At 71.0% G+C, this 20,882-nt stretch carries 24 protein-coding genes; 10 read left to right on the top strand and 14 right to left on the bottom strand.

What is annotated here, in order from left to right; translation table 11 throughout:
• Positions 1–163: 163 nt before the first annotated feature.
• The 4 genes from KUG39_RS01210 to psbP are packed head-to-tail and all read right to left on the bottom strand — an operon-like array spanning position 164 to position 3,316.
• On the bottom strand, positions 164–355 hold the full coding sequence (locus tag KUG39_RS01210; RefSeq protein WP_094584122.1) for a hypothetical protein: 192 nt from the start codon (positions 353–355) through the stop codon (positions 164–166).
• On the bottom strand, positions 352–1,710 hold the full coding sequence (locus tag KUG39_RS01205) for an NHLP bacteriocin system secretion protein (RefSeq protein ID WP_502988626.1): 1,359 nt from the start codon (positions 1,708–1,710) through the stop codon (positions 352–354). The genes KUG39_RS01210 and KUG39_RS01205 overlap by 4 nt, the downstream gene beginning before the upstream one ends.
• 32 nt (positions 1,711–1,742) lie before the next feature.
• The gene (locus KUG39_RS01200) at positions 1,743–2,807 is read right to left on the bottom strand and encodes an NAD(P)/FAD-dependent oxidoreductase (RefSeq protein WP_216912214.1); all 1,065 of its coding nucleotides are present in this window, start codon (positions 2,805–2,807) and stop codon (positions 1,743–1,745) included.
• Between the two features lie 2 nt (positions 2,808–2,809).
• Positions 2,810–3,316: a photosystem II reaction center PsbP gene (gene psbP, locus KUG39_RS01195; protein ID WP_190609889.1), complete on the bottom strand. Its 507-nt coding sequence runs from the start codon at positions 3,314–3,316 to the stop codon at positions 2,810–2,812.
• A gap of 229 nt (positions 3,317–3,545) precedes the next feature.
• Between psbP and recR the strand changes: the two genes are divergently transcribed.
• The gene (gene recR, locus KUG39_RS01190) at positions 3,546–4,115 is read left to right on the top strand and encodes a recombination mediator RecR (protein ID WP_233133770.1); all 570 of its coding nucleotides are present in this window, start codon (positions 3,546–3,548) and stop codon (positions 4,113–4,115) included.
• Positions 4,116–4,131: 16 nt separating this feature from the next.
• The gene (gene lipA, locus KUG39_RS01185; RefSeq protein ID WP_216912212.1) at positions 4,132–5,049 is read left to right on the top strand and encodes a lipoyl synthase; all 918 of its coding nucleotides are present in this window, start codon (positions 4,132–4,134) and stop codon (positions 5,047–5,049) included.
• Here the strand turns inward: lipA and KUG39_RS01180 are convergent, their stop codons facing one another.
• The 4 genes from KUG39_RS01180 to KUG39_RS01165 form a co-directional block, all read right to left on the bottom strand.
• Entirely contained in the window at positions 5,050–5,598 is a 549-nt protein-coding gene (locus tag KUG39_RS01180) for a DOMON-like domain-containing protein (protein ID WP_216912210.1), read from the bottom strand. It lies immediately after the preceding gene.
• Positions 5,598–6,737 carry a phosphotransferase enzyme family protein gene (locus KUG39_RS01175; protein WP_216912208.1) on the bottom strand — a complete coding sequence of 380 codons (1,140 nt, stop codon included), beginning with the start codon at positions 6,735–6,737 and terminating at the stop codon, positions 5,598–5,600. Before KUG39_RS01175 ends, KUG39_RS01180 begins: the two co-directional genes overlap by 1 nt.
• The gene (locus KUG39_RS01170; protein ID WP_216912206.1) at positions 6,734–7,429 is read right to left on the bottom strand and encodes a phosphoribosyltransferase; all 696 of its coding nucleotides are present in this window, start codon (positions 7,427–7,429) and stop codon (positions 6,734–6,736) included. Before KUG39_RS01170 ends, KUG39_RS01175 begins: the two co-directional genes overlap by 4 nt.
• A 206-nt stretch (positions 7,430–7,635) precedes the next feature.
• Positions 7,636–8,100: a hypothetical protein gene (locus tag KUG39_RS01165; RefSeq protein ID WP_216912204.1), complete on the bottom strand. Its 465-nt coding sequence runs from the start codon at positions 8,098–8,100 to the stop codon at positions 7,636–7,638.
• A gap of 20 nt (positions 8,101–8,120) precedes the next feature.
• Between KUG39_RS01165 and KUG39_RS01160 the strand changes: the two genes are divergently transcribed.
• The 6 genes from KUG39_RS01160 to KUG39_RS01135 all read left to right on the top strand — a co-directional run bounded on the left by KUG39_RS01160 (position 8,121) and on the right by KUG39_RS01135 (position 14,786).
• Entirely contained in the window at positions 8,121–8,399 is a 279-nt protein-coding gene (locus KUG39_RS01160; RefSeq protein ID WP_216918181.1) for a hypothetical protein, read from the top strand.
• 271 nt (positions 8,400–8,670) lie between these two features.
• On the top strand, positions 8,671–9,687 hold the full coding sequence (locus KUG39_RS01155; RefSeq protein ID WP_216912200.1) for a bifunctional nicotinamide-nucleotide adenylyltransferase/Nudix hydroxylase: 1,017 nt from the start codon (positions 8,671–8,673) through the stop codon (positions 9,685–9,687).
• A gap of 12 nt (positions 9,688–9,699) precedes the next feature.
• On the top strand, positions 9,700–11,079 hold the full coding sequence (locus KUG39_RS01150) for a nicotinate phosphoribosyltransferase (protein ID WP_216912198.1): 1,380 nt from the start codon (positions 9,700–9,702) through the stop codon (positions 11,077–11,079).
• A 28-nt stretch (positions 11,080–11,107) separates the two neighbouring features.
• Positions 11,108–11,755, top strand: coding sequence for a thermonuclease family protein (locus KUG39_RS01145; RefSeq protein ID WP_190609780.1), 648 nt, complete (start codon positions 11,108–11,110; stop codon positions 11,753–11,755).
• Between the two features lie 27 nt (positions 11,756–11,782).
• A complete protein-coding gene (locus tag KUG39_RS01140) occupies positions 11,783–14,527 on the top strand; it encodes a cation-translocating P-type ATPase (RefSeq protein ID WP_216912196.1) in 2,745 nt (914 codons plus the stop codon).
• A 43-nt stretch (positions 14,528–14,570) separates the two neighbouring features.
• Positions 14,571–14,786 (top strand): Nif11-like leader peptide family natural product precursor, encoded by a 216-nt coding sequence (locus KUG39_RS01135; RefSeq protein ID WP_015108575.1) that lies wholly within the window; start codon positions 14,571–14,573, stop codon positions 14,784–14,786.
• 22 nt (positions 14,787–14,808) lie between these two features.
• Here KUG39_RS01135 and KUG39_RS01130 read toward each other — a convergent pair whose 3' ends face one another.
• From KUG39_RS01130 to KUG39_RS01115, 4 genes are all read right to left on the bottom strand, one after another.
• The gene (locus KUG39_RS01130; protein ID WP_216912188.1) at positions 14,809–15,255 is read right to left on the bottom strand and encodes a cupin domain-containing protein; all 447 of its coding nucleotides are present in this window, start codon (positions 15,253–15,255) and stop codon (positions 14,809–14,811) included.
• A gap of 79 nt (positions 15,256–15,334) precedes the next feature.
• Positions 15,335–16,072, bottom strand: coding sequence for a superoxide dismutase (locus KUG39_RS01125; protein WP_286192836.1), 738 nt, complete (start codon positions 16,070–16,072; stop codon positions 15,335–15,337).
• Between the two features lie 57 nt (positions 16,073–16,129).
• Positions 16,130–16,672: a methyltransferase family protein gene (locus tag KUG39_RS01120; RefSeq protein WP_216912186.1), complete on the bottom strand. Its 543-nt coding sequence runs from the start codon at positions 16,670–16,672 to the stop codon at positions 16,130–16,132.
• 49 nt (positions 16,673–16,721) lie between these two features.
• A complete protein-coding gene (locus KUG39_RS01115) occupies positions 16,722–17,336 on the bottom strand; it encodes an esterase/lipase family protein (RefSeq protein ID WP_190609788.1) in 615 nt (204 codons plus the stop codon).
• Between the two features lie 707 nt (positions 17,337–18,043).
• Here KUG39_RS01115 and KUG39_RS01110 point away from each other — a divergent pair.
• Positions 18,044–18,601, top strand: coding sequence for a hypothetical protein (locus tag KUG39_RS01110; RefSeq protein WP_216912184.1), 558 nt, complete (start codon positions 18,044–18,046; stop codon positions 18,599–18,601).
• A 25-nt stretch (positions 18,602–18,626) separates the two neighbouring features.
• Here the strand turns inward: KUG39_RS01110 and KUG39_RS01105 are convergent, their stop codons facing one another.
• Positions 18,627–19,220 (bottom strand): MarC family protein, encoded by a 594-nt coding sequence (locus tag KUG39_RS01105; protein WP_158219475.1) that lies wholly within the window; start codon positions 19,218–19,220, stop codon positions 18,627–18,629.
• 153 nt (positions 19,221–19,373) lie between these two features.
• On the opposite strand from KUG39_RS01105, the gene KUG39_RS01100 reads away from it, so the two are divergent.
• Positions 19,374–19,991, top strand: coding sequence for a hypothetical protein (locus KUG39_RS01100; RefSeq protein WP_094584103.1), 618 nt, complete (start codon positions 19,374–19,376; stop codon positions 19,989–19,991).
• Here the strand turns inward: KUG39_RS01100 and KUG39_RS01095 are convergent.
• Positions 19,982–20,815: a lysophospholipid acyltransferase family protein gene (locus KUG39_RS01095; protein WP_216912182.1), complete on the bottom strand. Its 834-nt coding sequence runs from the start codon at positions 20,813–20,815 to the stop codon at positions 19,982–19,984. The genes KUG39_RS01100 and KUG39_RS01095 overlap by 10 nt on opposite strands.
• Positions 20,816–20,882: the final 67 nt, after the last annotated feature.

Below are 20,882 nucleotides of genomic sequence, written 5' to 3'. Positions count from 1 at the left end.
CGTTCTCAGCGTTTTCTGTTCCAACACGGAGCTGGTATGCATGGCTTCCATTGTCGGCCTCACAGGAAACAATGCTTCAGGAATTGAGGAGAAAGTTTATCCGCTACTACATTTTATGAGCAGCAGATCATCACTGGTCGGGCGAAATACCCAGGCGAAAAGATCATTCCGGCCGTGAAGCATACCAGCGCTCGATCCTGTAACCCAGGATCACCAGCAGCACCACCAGCCAGAACCACAGTTCCGGTGGGTTGGCATTGCACAGCACCACCAGCAGCACCACCTCGCTGACCAGCCAGGGAAGCTCCTGACGCAGCAGGGGATTGCGGATCTGCCACCAGCGACGATCACTCATGGCGGAGACCCACTCTGACGCAGGGACGGACGGTCCCAGAGCCGATCGATGCGCAGGCTGCGGTAGCCGCCCGTGAGGGAACGCAGGCCCGGAATCACGTAGGTGATCGGGGTGCGCCACTCCACGTAGGCATGGGCGGCGATCGTCAGGCCCTCCCGCACAGGGAACACCCCACTGCCGCCGGAGAGGGTCCAGCGGTAGCCGTCCCGGCTGCCGGGGTCCCTCTCCAGGGCGATCTCTGTGCGCATCACCGGTCCGTGCTTGAGCAGGTCCCGGGCCAGCTGGGGGTTGCCGATGGTGGTGGAGATGTCCTCCTCCGTGGCCGGCAGGGCCAGCACCTGGACCACCTTGCCGACGATCCCGCCGAACCGGCCCCGCTGGTCCCAGAGGGGCACCACCTCCACCGGCAGGCCGGCCGGCAGTCGGCGGGCATCGGCCGGGGCGAAGTAGGCCACGGCCTGCAGCCGCGGCCCCCCGGCAGCGCCGCCCCCGGCCCGGCCCAGGGTGCCAAGGCGCTGGCCGGTGGCGACCGTCTGGCCCTGGATCACCTGCAGATCCAGCACGGTGCCGTCCCGGTCGGCGAGCACCTGGCCGTCGAAAGCCAGACGGGCCTCGGTGACCCGGATCTGACGGCGCATGTCGTCGATCTGGTAGCGGCGACGCAGCGCCTGGGTCTGGATGTCCAGCCGCACCTGCTCGTAGCGGGTCAGCAGGTCCTTCTCCTGGATCCTCACCGCATCAAGACTGACGCTGGTGCTGGTCAGCCCCTGCTCAGCCGCCACCACCTCGGAGGCCAGGGGCGCCACCACCTCCCGCTTGCTCAGCCAGCGCAGGTTGCGCACCTTTTCTGCATAGGTGGCCGCCAGCTCCTGATAGCGGCGCCGATCCTGGGCCAGCTTGGCCAGGGCGGTGTCGACGCTGAGTCGCTCGCTGGAGAGCCGCAGGGCATCGCGCCTGTCGAGGTCGCGGTTGTCGCGCTCCAGCTGGGCGAGGTTGCCGCGCTGCTGCTGCAGCTGGCGGTCGAGCACCGGCAGGTACAGCTCCATCAGCACCTGCCCCTTGCGCACCTCCTGCCCCACAGCCACCCGCAGGCGCCGCACCTGCCCGCCGGCGCGGGCATCGAGCAGGCCGGCGGTGTCGGGGTAGATCAGCACCCCCTGCCCCATCACCTCGGTGGGCACGGGCCAGAGCAGCACCCAGAGCCCGAGGGCCCCGCCCATCGCCACCAGACAGGCACCCACCTGGCCCCGGTCGCTGAGGCCACTCCAACGGCGGCGCAGGGCCGCCACCGGCCGGCGAGACTGGGCTGCTCCGGGCGGAAGGGCTGCACCGGTCGGGGGAGCGGAGGTGGCCATCGCCGCCAGCATGCTGGATGGAAGGCCGCCTGTCAGCCCGGCAGGACGCCGAATCCGGCCAGAACCCCCGGATCGGCCGCCCCGGCGATCACATCGGCCAGCAGGGGCGCGAGCACCGGCACCTGGGCGAAGGCACCGCCGAAGCCACTGAAGACCCACAGACCCGCCGCGCCGCCCAGGGGCCCCACCAGGGGAAGCCCGCCGCTGCAGAAGGCCACCGGCACCTGGCGGTAGGGGCCCTGCAGGGCGGCCAGAACCGGATCGAGCCCGGCCAGGGCCTGGCGCAGCCGGCGTTCCATGACGGCCGCATCGGGCGGCTCGCCGCTGTCCAGGCCCGGCCGCACCAGGCTGATCTGCCCCAGCAGCAGTCCCTCCCCCTGGGGGGCGAAACCGGCATCGACGATCCAGCGTTCCTCCCCCAGCTCCGGGGCGCGGGCCTCCAGGGACGGTCGCTGCCAGTGCCGCGGCTGAACGATGCGGCGCTGGGCCGCGTGCCCCAGCCAGGGACTGGAGGACGCTGAGGAAAGGCTCGGGCGCACCGGCAGGGTCAGCACCCCGGCCCAGCTGGCGCGATGGCGCTCCGGCAGCCCGGGGGCCAGGGCGCGGCTGCCGGCTCCGGCCGCCAGCACCACCTGATCCGCCAGGTGGGTGCCGCCCGGCTCCAGCTCCAGGTGCCAGCCACCGGACAGGGGCCGCGGCGGCGCCACCACCCTGCCCGGCCGCCGCTCAACCCCGGCCGCCGCCAGCACCCCGGGCAGGGCCGCCATCAGCACGGCGGTGTCCACCTGGGCGAAGGGGGGGCGCAGCAGGGGGGTGGTCCAGTCGCCGCCATGGAGACGCAGGCCGCAGCCCCGCCAGCCGAGCGGCCCATGGCGCGCCTGCAGCCGTCGCCAGCGGGCGGGGGCCTGGCGCAGCAGCTGGCCCAGGGGGCCAGGAGCCCCGGCCCACCAGGCCACCCCGCCATAGCTGAGGGCCGTTGCCGTGGCCTCCGAAGCATCGATCAGGGTCACCGCCAGGCCCCGCTCCGCCAGCTCCAGGGCCAGCAGGCTGCCGGCCAGCCCGCCCCCGATGACGGTCAGCCGGCCGGGGGCGGCCACGCTCAGATCTGCAGGGTGAAGGAGCCGATCACCACGGCGAACAGGTCCTTCACCTTGTTCCAGCGGGCTTCGTTGGTGCTGGCGGCGAAGGTGTAGAGCCGGCCGCGGTCGACCACCACCGTGGCGAGCTCGTGGCGGTCCCGGTCGGCCAGATGGACCGTGTACTCGAGGTCGTAGTAGGTGCGGCCGCCCTGCTCGCGCTCGTGGGCCTCCACCAGTTCGGCATCCCGGCCGCTGCCCTCCGGGGAGATGACGCTGCGCCGCAGGGTCTCGCCCACCTCGACGGCACTGCCGAGCTGGCTGAGATCCCGGTCGGGGGTGACCTCGGACACCACCAGGCTGAGGGTCTCGTCGCTGTTGATCAGGTCGTGGAAGACCACCTGGGGACCATTGGAGACCTGCACCCGGGTCCAGCCGGTGGGGTACAGGAAGGCGTAGCGGCCATCCGGGCTCTGGAAGGAGTTCAGGCCCGCGGCGGCGGCGCTGCAGCCCACCAGCATCAGAGTCATCAGCAGGCCCGCCAGCAGGGAGCCGGCGCGGGCTCGCCAGGGGCCGGCGGCGGCGGGGGCAACGGGCTGGTGGGTGGCGGGGAAACCCATGGCACGGGGCGGGGCGGGGGAGCTGGCGGGAGCCGGGGCCATCCTCACCCGGCGCCGTCGCCCGCCGCGAGCGTGCCGCCTAGATTCGTTCCTACCTGCAGCCGGTCCGCTGAGCGGTTTCACCCGACCCCTGGCCCGGCTGATCGACCAGTTCGAACGACTGCCCGGCATCGGGCCCCGCACGGCCCAGCGACTGGCCCTGCACCTGCTGCGCCAGCCGGAGGAGCAGATCCGCAGCTTCGCCGATGCCCTGCTGGCGGCCCGCAGCCAGGTGGGCCAGTGCCGGCGCTGTTTCCATCTCTCGGCCGAGGAGTTCTGCGAGATCTGCCGCAATGAGGAGCGCCGCAACGGCCAGATCTGTGTGGTCGCCGACTCCCGCGACCTGCTGGCGATGGAACGCAGCCGTGAATTCCACGGCCAGTACCACGTGCTGGGCGGGCTGATCTCACCGATGGATGGCATCGGTCCGGAGCTGCTGCAGATCCAGCCTTTGGTGGAGCGGGTCGACCGGGAGGATGCGATCGAGGTGATCCTGGCCCTCACCCCCAGCGTGGAGGGGGACACCACCAGCCTCTACCTGGCCCGGCTGCTCAAACCGTTCACCAGCGTCACCCGCATCGCCTACGGCCTGCCGGTGGGGGGGGAGCTGGAGTATGCCGACGAAGTCACCCTGGCCCGGGCGTTCGAAGGACGCCGGCGCATGGAATGAACCCCACCGCGACACCATGACCGCCACCAGCCGCTACAGCGCCATCCCTCCCTCCGAGCGGCTGCCGGACTGGATCCGCCGTCCCCTCGGGGAGGCCTCGGCCACCGAACGGGTGCAGGGGGTGGTCAAGGCCCAGCGGCTGCACACCATCTGCGAGGAGGGCCGCTGTCCCAACCGGGGCGAGTGCTACGCCGCCGGCACGGCCACCTTCCTGCTGGGGGGGCCGATCTGCACCCGCAGCTGCGCCTTCTGCCAGGTGGACAAGGGCCGGGCCCCGATGCCCCTGGACGGGGCCGAGGCGGAGCGGGTCGCGGAGGCGGTGCAGGTGCTCGGCCTCCGCTACGTGGTGCTCACCGCCGTGGCCCGCGACGACCTCCCCGACCACGGGGCAAGCCTCTTCACCACCACCATCGCGGCGATCCGCCGCCGGGATCCCCGGGTGCTGATCGAGGTGCTGACGCCCGATTTCTGGGGCGGACACCCGGATCCCGAAGCGGGTCGCCGGGCCCAGCGCCAGCGGCTGGCGGCAGTGCTGGCGGCCGCGCCGGTGTGCTTCAACCACAACCTCGAGACGGTGGAGCGCCTGCAGGGGGAGGTGCGGCGCGGCGCCACCTACCGCCGCTCCCTGGATCTGCTGGCCACGGCCCGGGAGCTGGCACCCCAGATTCCCACCAAATCCGGCCTGATGCTGGGCCTCGGGGAGACCGCCGCCGAGGTGGTGACCACCCTGGAGCACCTGCGGGCCGCCGGTTGCCAGCGGCTCACCCTGGGCCAGTACCTGCGCCCCTCCCTCGCCCACATCCCCGTGGCCCGCTACTGGCGGCCGGAGGAGTTCGAGGAGCTGGGCGCCATCGCCCGCGGCATGGGCTTCGCCCAGGTTCGCAGCGGCCCGCTGGTGCGCAGCAGCTACCACGCCGAAGCCTCCGGGGCCTGATCAGAGCCGCAGCAGGAAGGCGTCCCGGCGGTGGAAATCGGGCTCGGCCCCCGGATGGACCAGGGCCCAGTAGCTCAGCTGGCCGTGACGGTCCTCGATCACGGCGGCGATCGCCACCTGCAGGGGGGCATCGGGGGCAATCGGGGCCGGCAGCGGCAGATCCAGCTCCATGGACAGAACTCCGCCCCCCTGGCTGACCCGGTGCAGGGGCCGGTCGTAGCCAGGCTCCGGCCTCAGCCCCAGCCGGTAGTCCTCCAGTCGGTACAGGTTCCAGTGGCCCGCCGGGGAAAGATTCAGTTCCCAGTAGGGCCGCTCCCCCTCGAGGCCCCAGAAGCACTCGAAGCAGGTCGTGGTCCAGAGCCCGTCCCTCCGTGTGGGCGAGGCGACCGGTGGCGGCAGCTGCACCGTCTCGATCACGCCGCTCAGCCGGTAGCGGAGCCGCAGCAGGGCCCCCTCCCGGCAGACCTCACCCTCCAGCCGCAGGCCCGGCGAGGGACCGTCAGCACCGAAGGGGCGCAGGTCGAAGCCATGGCGGAGCGTCCCGGACATCAGAGGCGGCTGGCGCAGCCGGCCCGGAGCTCGTCGATCACCGCGAGGATCTGCCGCTCCTGGGCCTCGATGCTGGCCGTCAGCCGGAACTGCACCAGGGCCCGCTGCAGGTTGTGGTCGGGCCGCTCCGTCCGGAAGTAGACGTTTCCAGCCAGGTGATCGGTGAAGAAACGCAGGCCAAGCTCGAAGCTGATCAGGCGGATCGCGGCGTAGAGGTGGTCGTAGTCGGCCTCGGTGAGAAAGCCTGAGGCGGCGGACAGGTAGCCGCCCAGCACCGCGCGGCAGAGGTCCACATCGAAACGGACGGCCTCCAGATCCGCCGTCTCTTCGCCGAGGGGGTTGCAGCAGGAGCGCAGGCAGTCGCCGATGTCGTAGTGGATCAGCCCGGGCTTCACCGTGTCGAGGTCCACCAGGGCCACGGCCCGGCCGGAGCCGGCCTCCAGCATCACGTTGCTGACCTTGGGGTCCCCGTGGATGGGGCGAAGCCGCAGACGGCCGCTCACCCTGGCCGCCTCCAGCACCGGCACGAAGTCCCGGCGCTCCTCCACGAAGGCCCGGCAATGGCTGACGTCGCCCCCGGCCGCGGCCGGTGCGCCGGCCAGCACCGCGTCGTACTGCTCCAGATACCTGGGGGTGACATGGAAGCCCTCCAGGGTGTCGGCCAGCCGCTCCGGAGACAGATCACTGATCAGGTGGTGGAACAGACCCAGGCCGACGCCCACCTCCCGGGCCTGGTCGGCACCGGTCACCAGATCGAAGCTCCTGGAAGATTCGACGAAGGTGATCAGGCGCCAGAAGCCGTCCCCCCGCTCCACCCAGGGCCGCTGGTCGGCGCGGCAACGCACCACCCGGGGGACCTCCCAGCGCCGCTCCCCCAGGGGGAAGCCCTCCCCTGCCAGGCGCCGGTCGACATGCTCCCCGAGGGCGAGGATGTTGGCCATCACCAGATCGGGCCGGGGAAACACCCTGCGGTTCAGGCGCTGCAGGACGAACCGCCGCTCGGGCGGGCCGTCGCAGACGACGACGAAGCTCTCGTTGACGTTGCCGCTGCCCAGAGGATCGAGGCTGCTAACCCGGCCGGGAAGCTCGAACGCCTCGGCGATGGAGACCAGGGCGCCGTCGGATTCCCCCAGGGTCATGGGCCGCTCAGCGGTGGCGCAGGTGGGGTTGATGGTATGCCGCCCAGGCAGCCCTGCAGAAGGGCGAGCACCTGACGGTCGCTGAGTTGCTCGAAGTGCTCGTACCAGAGCCCCACGGCCTGCAGGTCGCTGACGACGGCCAGGGCCTCCATGCGTTCCACCAGGTGGCCCAGTTCGTCGGCGACGTCCCGATCCACCACCGGCACCGCCAGGGCCAGGGAGGCCGGGCGCACACGGCGCAGGGACAGCAGCGCCGCCTTCACCGTCATGCCGGTGGCGATGCCGTCGTCCACCACGATCAGGTGCCGGCCGCGCAGCTGATCGGCGGGTGGGTCCCCGAACCGGCGCTGCCGCCGTTGCAGTTCCAGCTCCTGGTCCCGCAACCAGCCGTGCTCCGTTGCCGTGGTGGCCCGCTGCCGGCCCCCCGCCCCGTTGCGCCAGACCACCATCCCGCCGGCGGCGACGGCCCCGATCGCCAGCTCGGGCCAGCTGGGATCGGCGACCTTGCGCACCGACCAGGTCACCAGGGGCAGCTCCAGCCGCGACGCCATCGCGGCCGCCACCGGCACACCGCCCCTGGGCAGGGCCACCAGGGTGGTGTCGCCGCCGAGGCCCCGACGATCGGCGAAGGCCTCGGCCAGGGCGAGGCCTGCCTGGTGGCGACTGGTCCAGAGGGGAGGTCGGAGCACCATGGCGACGGGAACGGCGGGACGGATCTGGCGAAGGCGCCCGGGCTCCACGGACCGGCGTGGTGGCCACGGGCGCGCCCGGCAGGACCCGGAAGAAACCCCGCCCCCTCCTTCCCCGTGCTAGCCACCGCCCCAGGCGGCGGATGCAGCACATCCGCGGCTGCATCGCGCTGCTGCCGCCATCACCCGGAGCGGTTGCCGCTCCCCTGTCAGGGGACGCTCTGGAGGGAGCCCCTCTGGGTCTTCACCTTGGCCCAGACGGCCTCGGTGCCGGCCGCCATCGGTGTCGAGCTGAGGGCGTGGATCCGCAGAACCTGTCCCCTGGGGATGATGCCGAGGGACGAACCCGAGCGGATCGTGTTCTGGGAACGCAGATACACCGACGTGATGGTGGTGACATCGGCATTGGGGGAGGGCTTCCTGGCGACGTTGATGGTGCGGTCGTCGAGAAGGGCGCCGGAGGGATGCGCCTTGCCGATGTAGATCCAACCCTGCAGGTCGGAGGCGGCGATCCTGGCCGTCGTGATGTCCTCGAGAGCCTGGGCAACCGGCGAGGGTTGAACCTGAGCTTTCACCACGGCCTTCTGCTGGCGAGCCGCTGGCGATTCGCCGATCAGCTTGTCTTCCTTGCGGATCTGGCGCTGCACGATCACATCCTCCGTACGCGCCAGCATCTCCAGGGCGTTCTTGCAGGTTGACTGCTCAGGAATGGCGCGGCATCTCTGAGGTTGTTCTTTCCGCTCTGGAGCGCGATATTAGCGATATTAATCTTGTCTTTGTCATTGGCCGCAATGATGCAGAGGCCAATCAGGGCAACCTTGCCCTTGGTTTCATTCTCGCCCGTGAGATTGTCCATCTGATCGAGGATCTGCCTGGAGAAGGCCTGCGTTCGCCTGGCCTCCTCAAGAGAGTGGGTGATCTGCATCGAGCTCCAGGCCTGGAAAGCCCCGGAGAGACACCACCGAAGCCGTGAAGATGCTGAGATTTCTGGTCAGAGAGGAGGTCTCATCGGAAGGAGACGGTCCCATGCTTCCTCAGACCACACCGCAGACCTCAGGCTATGGGCGGCCAGCCTCCATGACCTTCAGCTCCAGGCAACGTCACACCATCTCCGCTCTGCGGTGGCCCCTGCGGATCGTGACGCCCGGACGTTGCCCCCCGCCGTTGACAGTCGCCGCGGACGTGCTAGATCAGTGCAGTCTGCCGCTGAGGCGGGCTTCATCTCAGGGATTCTGAGGTTCACCATGAATCACGACGTCGCCGTCCTCATCGGACGGTTCCAGCCCTTCCATGTGGGGCATTTCGGGTTGGTCGAAGCGGCCCTGGAGAGGGCCGATCGGCTGATCCTGCTGCTCGGCAGCCACCGCTGTGCCCCCGACACCCGCAACCCCTGGAGCAGCGAGGAACGGGAGGCCATGATCCGGTCCGCCCTTCCGGCCGCGTGGCAGCGGCGGCTGGAGGTGATCCCGATCCGCGACCATCTCTACTCCGACAATCTCTGGCTGGCGGAGGTGCAGCAGAAAGTGCTCGCCGTCACGGCCGAGGACGAACGGGTGCTGCTCATCGGTCACCGGAAGGATCGCAGCAGTTACTACCTCGATCTGTTTCCCCAGTGGGACTTTCAGGATGTGCCCCTCAAAAGCGACGTCCACTCCACGGCCATTCGCCAGGCCTACTTCTCTGACGCCGCTGCAACCGAGTGGGCCGCCCATGTCCCGGAGGCGGTGCGGGCCTTCCTGACGGACTACCGGGACACGGGCCGCTACCGCTGGCTGCGCCAGGAGGCCGACTACATCGCCGGCTACCGCCAGCTGTGGTCGGTGGCGCCCTATCCACCCACCTTCGTCACCACCGATGCGGTGGTGGTCCAGTCGGGCCATGTGCTGGTGGTGCGCCGCCGGGTGCGGCCGGGCCAGGGGCTGATCGCCCTGCCGGGGGGCTACCTCAACCAGCAGGAGCAGGTGGTCGATGGAATGCTGCGGGAGCTGCGGGAGGAAACGGGCCTCAAGGTGCCCAGGCCCGTGCTGGAGGGCTCGATCGCCGATCGCCACGTCTTCGATGCTCCGGGACGCTCCCTGCGCGGCCGGGTGATCACCCACGCCTTCCTGATCCAGCTCAAGGGCGGGGCCCTGCCCTCCGTCCGCGGCGGCGATGACGCCGAGAAGGCCTTCTGGATGCCCCTCGCCGACATCTACGCCCACGAAGACAGCTTCTTCGAGGACCACGTCCAGATCATCCAGCACTTCATCTCGCGACTCTGAGCAGTGCACACCATGGACTTCAATCTTCTGCTCGACACCGACAGCTACAAGGGCAGCCACTGGCTCCAGTACCCCCCCGATCTGACTGCCATGGGGGCCTACATGGAAAGCCGCGGCGGCGAAAACCCCGACACCCTGTTCTTCGGACTGCAGATGCTGCTGCAGGACACCCTGGAGCGGCCCGTCACCCGGGACGATGTGGAGGAGGCCGCCGACCTCTGGAGCGCCCACGGCCTGCCCTTCAACCACCAGGGCTGGCAGCGTCTGCTCGGCGTCCACGGCGGCCGGCTGCCCTTGCGCATCCGGGCCGTCCCCGAGGGCAGCCGGGTACCCACCGGCAACGTGCTGATGACGGTGGAGTCCACCGATCCGGCCCTGGCCTGGCTGGTCACCTGGGTGGAGACCCTGCTGCTGCGCCTCTGGTACCCCACCACCGTGGCCACCCGCAGCTGGCACTTCCGCGAGCTCCTGCGGGCAGGCCTGGAGCGCTCCGCCGATGACCCGGCCGCCGAACTCCCCTTCCGCCTGCACGACTTCGGCTCCCGCGGCGTCTCGAGCCGGGAAAGTGCCGCCATCGGCGGCCTGGCCCACCTGGTGGCCTTCCGCGGCACCGACACCGTCGCCGCCCTGGTGGCGGGCCGGCGCCACTACGACGGCCCGATGGCCGGCTTCTCGATTCCGGCCGCCGAGCACTCCACGATCCTGGCCTGGGGGAAGGAGCACGAGCTGGAGGCCTACCGGACCATGCTCGACCGCTTCGCCAGGCCCGGTGCCGTGCTGGCGGTGGTCTCCGATGCCTACGACCTCTGGAACGCCGTCGACCATCTCTGGGGGGAGCAGCTGCGGGAGCAGGTGATCGCCTCGGGCGCCACCGTGGTGATCCGGCCCGATTCGGGCGACCCGGTGGCGATCGTCCCCGAGCTGCTGCGGCGCCTGGAGGCCCGTTTCGGCAGCCGGCTCAACGGCAAGGGCTACCGGGTGCTGGAGCACGTGCGGGTGATCCAGGGGGATGGCATCACCGCCACCAGCCTGCCGCTGGTGATCGAGGCGATCCTGGCGGCGGGCTTCAGCGTCGAGAACGTGGCCTTCGGCATGGGTGGCGGCCTGCTGCAGCAGGTGAACCGGGACAGCCAGCGCTTCGCCTACAAGGTGTCGTGGGTGGAGCGGGCCGGCCGGATCCGGCCGGTGCACAAGTGCCCCATCACCGATCCCGCCAAGACCAGCAAGGCCGGCGTGCTCGACCTGATCCGCGACGAACGGGGGTACCGGACGGTGGTGCTGGAGCGACCGGAGCCCCATCCGGCCAGCTGCCTGCAGACCGTTTTCGAGAACGGGGCGCTGCGGCGGCGCTGCAGCCTCGAGGAGGTGCGCTCCCGGGCGATGCAAGGCTGAGGGGCCGCCCTCCCTGCCCCCCGGCGCCATGCCCGGCCACCGGTTGCCGTTGCTGCTGATCCTGCTGGCCCTGCTGCAGGGCGGGCCCGCGGCAGCGGCACCGGCCTTCCGGGCCACCGTGGTCTCGGTCGGCGATGGCGACACCCTGCGGGTGCGCCGCGGCCAGGAGCGGATCACGATCCGCCTGGCCTGCATCGATGCCCCCGAAACGGCCCAGAGCCCGTGGGGCCAGCAGGCGCGCCAGGCCCTCCTGATGCGCCTGGCCGTCGGGCGGCCGGTGACGATCCAACCCCACAGCACCGACCGCTTCGGGCGCACGGTGGCCGAGGTGATCCGTGACACCAACATCAACCTGGCCCTGGTGGAGGACGGCCTGGCCTTCGCCTACCGGCGCTATCTGGCCGGCTGTGACGGGGCGGCCTACCTGGAGGCCGAGGAACGGGCCCGCCGCCAGGGGCTCGGCGTCTGGCGGGTGCCGGGTGGGATCACCCGGCCCTGGGACTTCCGGCGCGGCCGCCGTTCCGCCCGGATCCCCGATGGCACCACCCCCGACGGCCGCCGCCACTTCTGCAGCCAGATCGGCTCCCATGCCAGGGCCCAGGAGCTGCTGCGCCAGGGTCACAGCTACCTGGACTCCGATGGCGACGGGGAGGCCTGCGAAAGTCTGCGCTCCTAGGGTTCAGGGGCCACAGGGTGGCTGGCCATGATCCCTGCCGAGGCCACGGACTGGCAGGCCCTGTCCGGGCCGGAATGCCTGCGCCGGCTCGGGGTCGAGAGGGAGGGGCTGGGCGGGGCCGCCGCGGCCGAACGCCTGGCCACCACGGGCCCCAACCGGCTCCACCTACCGCCGGGTCCCGGGCGCTGGCGGATCCTGCTGGACCAGTTCAGCAACGTGATGCTGCTCCTGCTGCTGGCGGTGGCGGCAGTGTCGGCCGCTCTGGCCGTGGTGGACCACGCCATCCCCAAAGATGCCATCGCCATCCTGCTGATCGTGGGGCTCACCGCCCTGCTCGGCTACCTGCAGGAGAGCCGGGCGCTGCTGGCCCTGCGCAGCCTGCTGGATCTTGCCCAGCCCCTGGCGCGCGTCCGCCGCGACGGATGCTGGCAGCGCCTCCCCGCTGACCAGCTGGTGCCGGGGGACCTGATCCGCCTCGAGAGCGGTGATCGGGTGCCCGCCGACGTCCGGCTGCTCGAGGCCAGCGACCTGGGAGCGCAGGAGTCGGCCCTCACGGGCGAAGCCGACCTGGTCAGCAAGCGCCCCGAACCGCCCCTGGCAGCGGACACGCCGCTGGTGGAGCGCAGCAACTGCCTCTTCCTCGGCACCGCCGTGGGGCGGGGCCGGGGCCTGGCGGTGGTGACGGCCACGGGCATGGCCACCGTGCTGGGTGGCATCGCCACGCTGATCCACACTGCCCGCCCGGAGCCGACGCCCCTGCAGCAACGGCTGGCGGACCTCTCCCGCCGGCTGGTGGCCTGGGCCCTGGGGCTCGTGGCGGCGGTGGCGCTGGGGGGCTGGCTGCTCGGCGGCTCCCCCCTGGCGCTGCTGGAGCTGGCCCTCTCCACCGCCGTCGCGATCGTGCCGGAAGGGCTGCCGGCGGTGATCACCGTGAGCCTCGCCATCGGCACCCAGCGGATGGTGCGTCGCGCCGCCCTGGTCCGCCACCTGCCCGCCGTGGAGGCGCTGGGCGCCATCACCGTCATCTGCACCGACAAGACCGGCACCCTTACCCAGAACCGGCAGGTGGTGACCGAGCTCCGCTGCGGCACCCTGGCCCTGCGCCCCGACGAGGAGCACCAGGGCGGCCGGGGGGCCGACGACAGCCGCCATGGCTTCCTGACCACCGAGCTGGCAGCGCCGCCGGGGGCCGTGGCCGGGCTCATCCCCGCCCACCTCGAGCTGCTGCTGCAGGCCGGGGTGTTGTGCAACGACGCCGAGCCCCAGCAGCGGGGGGGAATGGGCGATCCCACCGAAGTGGCGCTGCTGGAGATCGCCGCCCGGGCGGGCCTGGAGGCCACCAGCCTGCGGGCGCTGCACGGCCGTGCCCACGAGATGCCCTTCTGCTCGGAGCAGCGGATGATGGCGGTGTGGGTGAGTGACACCGACGGCCGCCTGACGGCACCTCTGGGCCCCCCAGTCCTGGGTCTGAGCCCCGCCGGGGGCTCCCTGCTGCTGATCGCCAAGGGAGCACCCGAGGCGATCCTGCACCGCTGCGACCGCTGGCTGGACGGCGCGGGGGTGCGGCCCCTCAGCGAGGCCCAGCGGGACTGGTGGCTGGCCCAGGCCCGCGGACTGGCCGCCTCGGGGCTGCGGCTGCTGGCCTTCGCCGCCGCCCCCCGGCATGGGGGCCCGCAGGCCGGGCTGCAGACCATGGTGCTGCTGGGCCTGATGGCCCAGCGGGATCCGCCCCGGCCGGAGGTGCCCGCTGCCGTGGCCCGCTGCCGGGGGGCCGGCATCCGGCCGGTGATGGTCACCGGCGACCATCCGCTCACGGCGCGCTCGATCAGCGAGGCCATCGGCCTGGCGGAACCGGGAAGCCCGATCGTTCAGGGGCCGGAGCTGGAGGGCCTCGACGCGGCGGCGCTTGAAGCGCTGGTGCGACGGACCAGCCTCTTCGCCCGGGTGGTGCCGGAGCAGAAGCTCCGCATCGTGCGGGCGCTCCAGGCCACCGGTGCGGTGGTGGCCATGACCGGGGACGGGGTCAACGACGCCCCGGCCCTGCGCCAGGCCCACGTCGGTGTGGCCATGGGCATCAGCGGCTCGGACGTGAGCCGGGAGGCGGCCGACGTGGTGCTGCTCGACGACAACTTCGCCTCGATCGTCAATGCCGTGGAGGAAGGCCGGCAGGTGTACGCCAACATCCGCCGCTTCGTGCGCTTCATCCTCGGCTGCAACCTGGGAGAACTGATCACCATCGGCTCGGCCCCGCTGCTCGGGCTGGCCCTCACCCCCCTGCAGATCCTCTGGATCAACCTGGTGACCGACGGACTGCCGGCGCTGGCCCTCGCCCTGGGCCCGCCCGCCGAGGATCTGATGCGCCAGCCGCCGATCGAGCCCGGCGAATCGATCTTCGCCCGGGGTCTGGGCAGCGCCATCCTGCGCATCGGACTGGTCTTCGGTGCCCTGGTGGTGGCGCTGATGGTGGTGGCCGCCCGGCTGGGACGGCCCTGGCAGACGATGGCCTTCACCACCCTCTGTCTGGCCCAGCTGGGCCATGCCCTCTCCGCCGGCAGCGATCGGGCCCTGTGGCGCTCCGCTCCGGCGGCGAACCCCTGGCTGCTGGGGGCGGTGCTGGCCAGCGCCGCCCTGCAGCTGATGCTCCTCTACGTGGCGCCGCTGGCCCATTTCTTCGGCGTCACCCCGCTGACGGCCAGCGAGCTGGGGGCCTGCGGGGGCGTCAGCCTGCTGTTCGTCACCTACCTGGAGCTGGAGAAGCTGTGGAGCCGATAGGGGCCTGCGCCATGCTGGACGGCCACGCCACCCCCACCGGCGCATGAGCCTCGATCAGGCCCGTTCCTTCCTGGCCCGCATGCAGGACGACCAGGCCCTGCGCGCCGAGGTGCTGGCCGCCGCCACCGCCGACGACGTCGCCCAGATCGCCGCCGGCAGGGGCTTCGACTTCTCGGGCGATGAGTTGCTGCGCCTTTCGGGGAAGAAGGTCGGTCGGGTCACGGTGACCAAGCAGGACATCCCCGGGGAATACAACTGAGGGGGACGGCCAGCGCCGTCGATCAGGCGACCGCCAGCCGGCGCCACTGGCTGCGGAACCTGGGCGGCACCGGATGGGGCTCGTAATCCCTCGGATCACTCGGTCCGTGGCGGAGCACGGCATTGACGAGCAGGGCGGGGATCCGGCCCCGGTTGATGGCGCCGTGGGGCACCCCGGGGGGAATGCAGACCCAGGTGGCCTCGTCCTCCCGCAGGGGGATGCGGCGCATCTGGCGGTTCTGGAGCACCACCAGATCGATCGCTCCCCGCAGCACCAGCAGCTGATCGGTCTGAAAGCGGTGGCAGAAGAGTTCGAAGGCGTCGCCCCTGGCGATCTCGGCGATGAGGGTCTCGTCGCTGGTGCGGGGCGCGGAGAAGAGGGCGTCTCCGTGGAGCGTTCGCTGGACGGGGACGAGCTCGACAACTCGGGACAGGGCGTGTCCGGACAGGCCGGTTCGGGACAGGGCCATGGTGGTCACGGCAATATCGTTAACTTTCGCGACCATTTCCCCGGGCGGTCGTCGTATCAGCTACCGACAACCGCGGCTGTCAGGATTCACTCGCGGTTGTCGCCGCGCCGCCAGCGGCGAAGCGCCGGTTCACCTCGTTCCAGTTCACCAGCGACCACCAGGCGGCGATGTAGTCCGGCCTGCGGTTCTGGTAGTCGAGGTAATAGGCGTGCTCCCACACATCCAGACCCAGCAGGGGCACGCCCCGCTCGATGCCCGGCAGATCCATCAGCGGGTTGTCCTGGTTGGCGGTGCTGGTGATCGCCAGGCTGCCGTCGGGTCGCCGGATCACCCAGGCCCATCCCGAACCGAAGCGGTCGGTCGCCGCCCGGGCAAAGCGCTGCTGCAGGGCTTCGGGGGAGCCGAAGGCCGCGGTGATCGCCGCCCCCAGCTCCGCCGAAGGGGCACCGCCCTGGCCCGGGGGCGCCATCACCTGCCAGAAGAGGGAATGGTTGTAGTGGCCGCCGCCGTTGTTGCGCACGGCGGCCGGGTAGCGCGACATCCGGCCCTGCAGATCCTCCAGCGCCATCCCCTCCAGCTCGGGGTGGTCGGCGATCCGGGCGTTGAGGTTGGCCACGTAGGCGGCGTGATGGCGGTCGTGGTGGATCGTCATCGTGGTGGGCTCGATCGCCGGAGCCAGGCCATCGACCGGGTAGGGCAGCGGCGGCAGCACAAAGGCGGCCAACGCCGGCGCCGGGTCGGCCATGAGCACCCCCAGAGCCATCAGGGCGGCAAGGCCGCAGGCCCGCAGAACCCGGAAGAACGGAAGCAGGAGCATGGACCGGACAGGGCAGTGGCGTCGGTTCTAACCGCTCCACCGATCGGCGGCAGGGGCTCAGGCGGAACGCCAGTCGAGCCAGGGCAGCCCGGGAAGGATCGCGGCGGTCGCCTGGCGGTAGGCGCCGTAGTCCGGATGGAGCAGCACCAGGCGGGCCTCCTCCCGGCGGGCCTTGAAGCCGAGCACGACCACCAGGCCAAGCATCAGGCCCAGATGCAACAGGCTGCCGAGGGCCACGGTCACACCCAGGGAGCAGAGGATCAGGGCCTGGTAGAGCGGGTGGCGGCAGCGGCCATAGGCCCCGGTGGTCACCAGGGGGGCGTCGGCCATGGGCTCGGGCAGGGGGCTGAGGCTGGCGCCCAGCTTCAGGGCTCCCTGCCCGGCCAGCACCAGCCCGAGGGCGAACAGGGCCAGCCCCCCGAAGCGCGCCGGCAGCGGCCAGGCCAGACCCAGGGAAGCGGGGGAGGGGGTGGCCGGCAGCAGATGGGCCACGATCAGGGCCATCTGGGCGATCAGCCACCACTCGCCACGGCGGTTGTCCCGCAGGCCCCCCCAGGAGAATCCCCAGGCGGTGAGCCTTGCGGCCAGGGCGTTCGGCATCGTGACCTCGCGGATCGGCGTCCACCCCCATGCTGGGGCCGGAAACGGCTCAGGGGCGCAGCAGATCCGCCACCAGGGGATCGAGGGCCGCCGGGTGGCGCAGCAACTGCTGGTGGGTCCAGACCGGCAGCATCCGCCGCGGCCCGATCGGCAGCACCGCCCGCCAGCCAGGCACCACCATCAGATCGAAGACCGTGGCGTAGCTGCGGCAGTCGATCCCCTGCAGCAGGCTGAGGTCGGCATTGAGTTCCCGCAGCAACGGGCTGCCCACCTTGAGGTCGGCGATGCCGGCCAGCGGCCTGCGGGGCCAGGGCTGGGCCGTCAGGGTCCCCTGCTGGGGGCTGCCGAGGCTGATGAAGCGGCGGGTGCGGGCATGGCCGCCCATCCGCTGGATCCAGGTGCGGGCGATGACGCCGCCCATGGAGAAGCCCAGGATGTCGACCGGCGTCGCGCTCCCGAAGGCCGCCTCGATCGTGGCGGCGAGCCGCTCGGCCGAGGTCTCGATCGCGGCGGCACGCAAGGGGAGCGGCAGGGCCGGCTTCAGCAGGGGCTGGCGCCTCCCGGCCAGTTGGCGATCGAGTCGGTCGAAGACCCGGGGCGTGTCGAACAGACCGTGGACCAGCACCAGCGGCGTCCCCTGGGGAGGCTCAGGGCCGGAGGACATGGCAGTGGCGAGCATCGCCTAACCATCCTGAGGCGCAACCAGGAAACGATGGAGGTGAGGATTCCGTTGATGGACTGGCGATCAGCGGGCCGGCTTGGGGTCTCGCGGCTGAACGGTCAGTGGGGGCTCTCTGGCGGGGAATCTGTTGCCGGAAATCTGCTGCTGCAGGAAATCTGCTGCGGGATGGCTGGCTGAACTGTGTGGCTTTGGCCGGGAACTGGGGGACGAACGGTGCTCGACCGTGGCCGTGACGGACCAGCGGATCGGTCGTTGGTTGAGGCTTACTTGACCAGAGGAGGGGCGGAGGACTCAAGGGTGCGAAGCATGCTGGCGCTCGTCTGGGAGGTCGGGGCGATGCCCGCCGAGGAATCGGCCTTCGACTCTGGGAAGGGGATCACAACCATCGAAATCAGGAAGGCGGCGCCGCTGATGGCGGCGACTGCCAGCTGGGCTACCGGGCTCACAGGATCCATGGCCGTCGTTTCACTGCCCTTTAAGAGTACACCAAGTTATCGCTCATGGCCATGGCCAGAGCAGCGGTGCTGCTGCAACCCTGCCGCGATTGGGCTGAAGCTCCTGGAAAACCGCTGCCGACAGGCGTTTCGGGAGGTGATGCGCCCCTTGCCCGAGCCTCGCCCGGGGCGGCGCGACCACCCCCTGGCCCCCACACCGACCGTCGATAAACTGAGAAAGTGAGGAGAGCATCGGTGACTGGCCCCACGGGACCCACCCCCCAGGACCTGCCCCAGATGAACCGCTATGAGGCGCTGGCCCAGCGCTGGCGGCTTCAGAGCAACAGGACCGACGAGCTCCACGAGACCCTCCGCACCCATTCCTATCTGCTGCTCACCGAGCTGGCGACGGAGCTGGGGGTGGAAGCGAGGACCTGGAAGGAGCAGAGAAACCCCTTCCATCGCCGCTACGTCGAGTACCGGCTCTCCCCCTTTCCCGGATCGGACGGGGAGACCCGGATCGACCGCTACACCCCGAAGGGCGAGCTGGAATTCGCCATCGTCCTCACCTTCGATCACGGGGAGGACCAGTTCCCCAAGACCCGCTTCCTGGTGCCCCTGGCCACCCGCATGTACCGGCAGCACCCCCAGTTCTGCCTGTGGGACCCACACGCGGCGGCTCCCCTGGAGGGTTTCCTCTGGGTGGCCACCCGACCTGCCGTGATCCAGGACATCCTCACCGTGCTGGATCGGGAGCTGGCCATTGACCCGTTCGAGGGGCCGCCGACGCCGCCGAGGCTCGGTTATCTCTGAGCAGCCGGGGGGGACGCCGCGGCCCTCAGGCCAGCACCGGAAAACACCCCCGGAGGCCACTGACGAGCATCTGAACGGCGATGGCGCTCAGCAGCAGTCCCATCAGGCGGCTGATCACCTTCTCCTGCAGTTCCCCCAGGGCCTGGCGCAGGGGCATCGAGGCGATCAGCAACAGATAGATCAGGATCGCCAGCAGGCCGATTACACCGCTGAGGGCGAGCCTGCCCTGCCAGGCGGCGGGGGCATCGGCCACCACCAGGGAGATGGCCCCCGGGCCCGCCAGCAGCGGCAGGCCGATCGGCACCACGCCGGCACTGTCCTCGGTGCCGTCGAGGGAACCGTGGCTCACCTCCCGGCCATCGATCAGGCGCAGGCCGATCGGCAGCAGAATCAGACCCCCGGCCACCCGGAAGGCGTCCAGGGTGATGCCGAACAGGTCGAGCAGGCCCTGGCCCCACCAGCAGGCGGCGATCAGGGCACACAGAAAGGTGAGCACCGCCAGGCGGCTGATCCGGCGGATCCGCACGGGGTTGCCCCCTCCGGCCTCCACCACCACCGGCAGCAGACCGATCGGCGAACTGATCGCCAGCAGACCGACGGCCGTGTTGATCAGGGACATGGGGGCCCCGGGGACACCGGCAGAGCGATGTCCATCATCGGAGCCCCGGGGGCGTCGCCACGCCGGACACATCCGGTCATCACCCCGCGGCCCCGGCCCCATTGCGCCGTCGGCGAGCGTCGATTGACTGGCACGACCCTCCACGCTCGACCCATGACCGTCACGCGAGCCCGGCTTCGACGGCGAGCCTGCCAGGCCTCTCCCTTGCTCCTGGCCCTGCTGCTTCCCGCACCGGCGATGGCCACCACCTATCAGGCCCTCTGCGGCAACAACCCCTGCAGCATCAACCTCGACGCCAACGGCATCGGAGACAGGAGGAGCTTCATCCCCATCGGCCGCATCGCCCGCTGGTACGCGGGCGGGCAGGAGACCTACGACAGCACCAACGGCACGGTGGGAGCCGTGGGTGGCGGCACCGCCGGGGCCATCGCCGGTGGCCTGCTGCTGGGCCCGATCGGCCTGGTGGGGGGCATGGTGGGCGGGGCCCTCGCCGGCTCCAAGGCCGGCAAGACGGCGGACCTCTACTTCACGGTGGTGGGCTACGACAGCGGCGGCGACAAGACGACGCTGAACTTCCGCTTCGTGAATCCCAGGCCCGCCAACCAGCTGAAGCAGGAACTGGCGGTGCTGACAGGCCTGGCCATGGGCGAAACCCGTTCTCTGGCGGAACTGCAGCGCCAGCGGGACGGCCTGCCGCAGCGGCTCGGCAACGGCACCGGGCCGCAGTCGATTCCCTCCCAGTCCTACGTGTCGCCCTCCCGTTACCGCTGAGCCTCGAGCGCCAGCTGATCCAGGGACTCCTGCATCGTGGCGGTCACCTGCTGGTAGCAGGCCTGCACATAGGCCCGGTCGCGGCTGGCGGCGTGGCCGCTGCGCTCCAGGCGGATCGGCGGGCACACCCGCGTGTGGATCCGCACCGGTAGGGGCAGGTTGAGCAGCGGCCCCAGGGCCAGGCCCCAGGGAAGGCCCAGATAGAGGGGCATCACCTCGGGATCGATGCCGAACAGCCAGGGCATCCCCCGCTCGTGCAGCGCCCGGAACTGGGGGTAGAAGTCCTCCAGCACCACCAGGGTGTCGTGGGCCCCCCAGGAGATCACCGGGACGATCGGCAGGTCATGCCAGATCGCCAGGCGCAGGAAGCCGGTGCGGCCGGCGAAGTGGATGCGGCCCCGGTCCCGGTGGGGCCGGAAGGTGTCCTGCCCGCCGCCGGGATAGACCAGCAGGCTGTTCCCCTCCTCCAGGGCCGCCAGGGCCAGGCGGGGGTGATAGGGGATGGCTCCGGTGCGGGCGGCCAGATCCGCCAGCGGCGGATAGCCCAGCCAGACCTTCGGGTGCGCCAGCCCCAGCACCGGGCGCTCCAGGCCGAAGCGGCGGAACCAGTCGTACATGACCATGTGCATGTCGGGGGCCGCCAGCCCGCCGTTGTGACTGCCCACGAACAGCAGCGGATCGGCGTCGGGGATGTGCTCCCAGCCATCGGAGACGACGCGGAAGTAATGGGCGTAGAACCAGCCCCAGAACGGCATCAGCCGCTGGATCAACTGCGGATCCCGGCGTTGCCAGCGACGCAGCGCGGCCTGGCGGCAGACGGACATGGGGGAGAGGGGAGCGGGCTGGAGTCTGGCCACCGGACGGGCGCCACCGGGACGGTGACAGCTCTTT

Origin of the sequence: Synechococcus sp. CCAP 1479/10 (assembly GCF_019038515.1) — a bacterium.
Lineage (GTDB): Bacteria > Cyanobacteriota > Cyanobacteriia > PCC-6307 > Cyanobiaceae > Cyanobium.
This window is presented reverse-complemented; position numbering and strand designations above follow the sequence as displayed.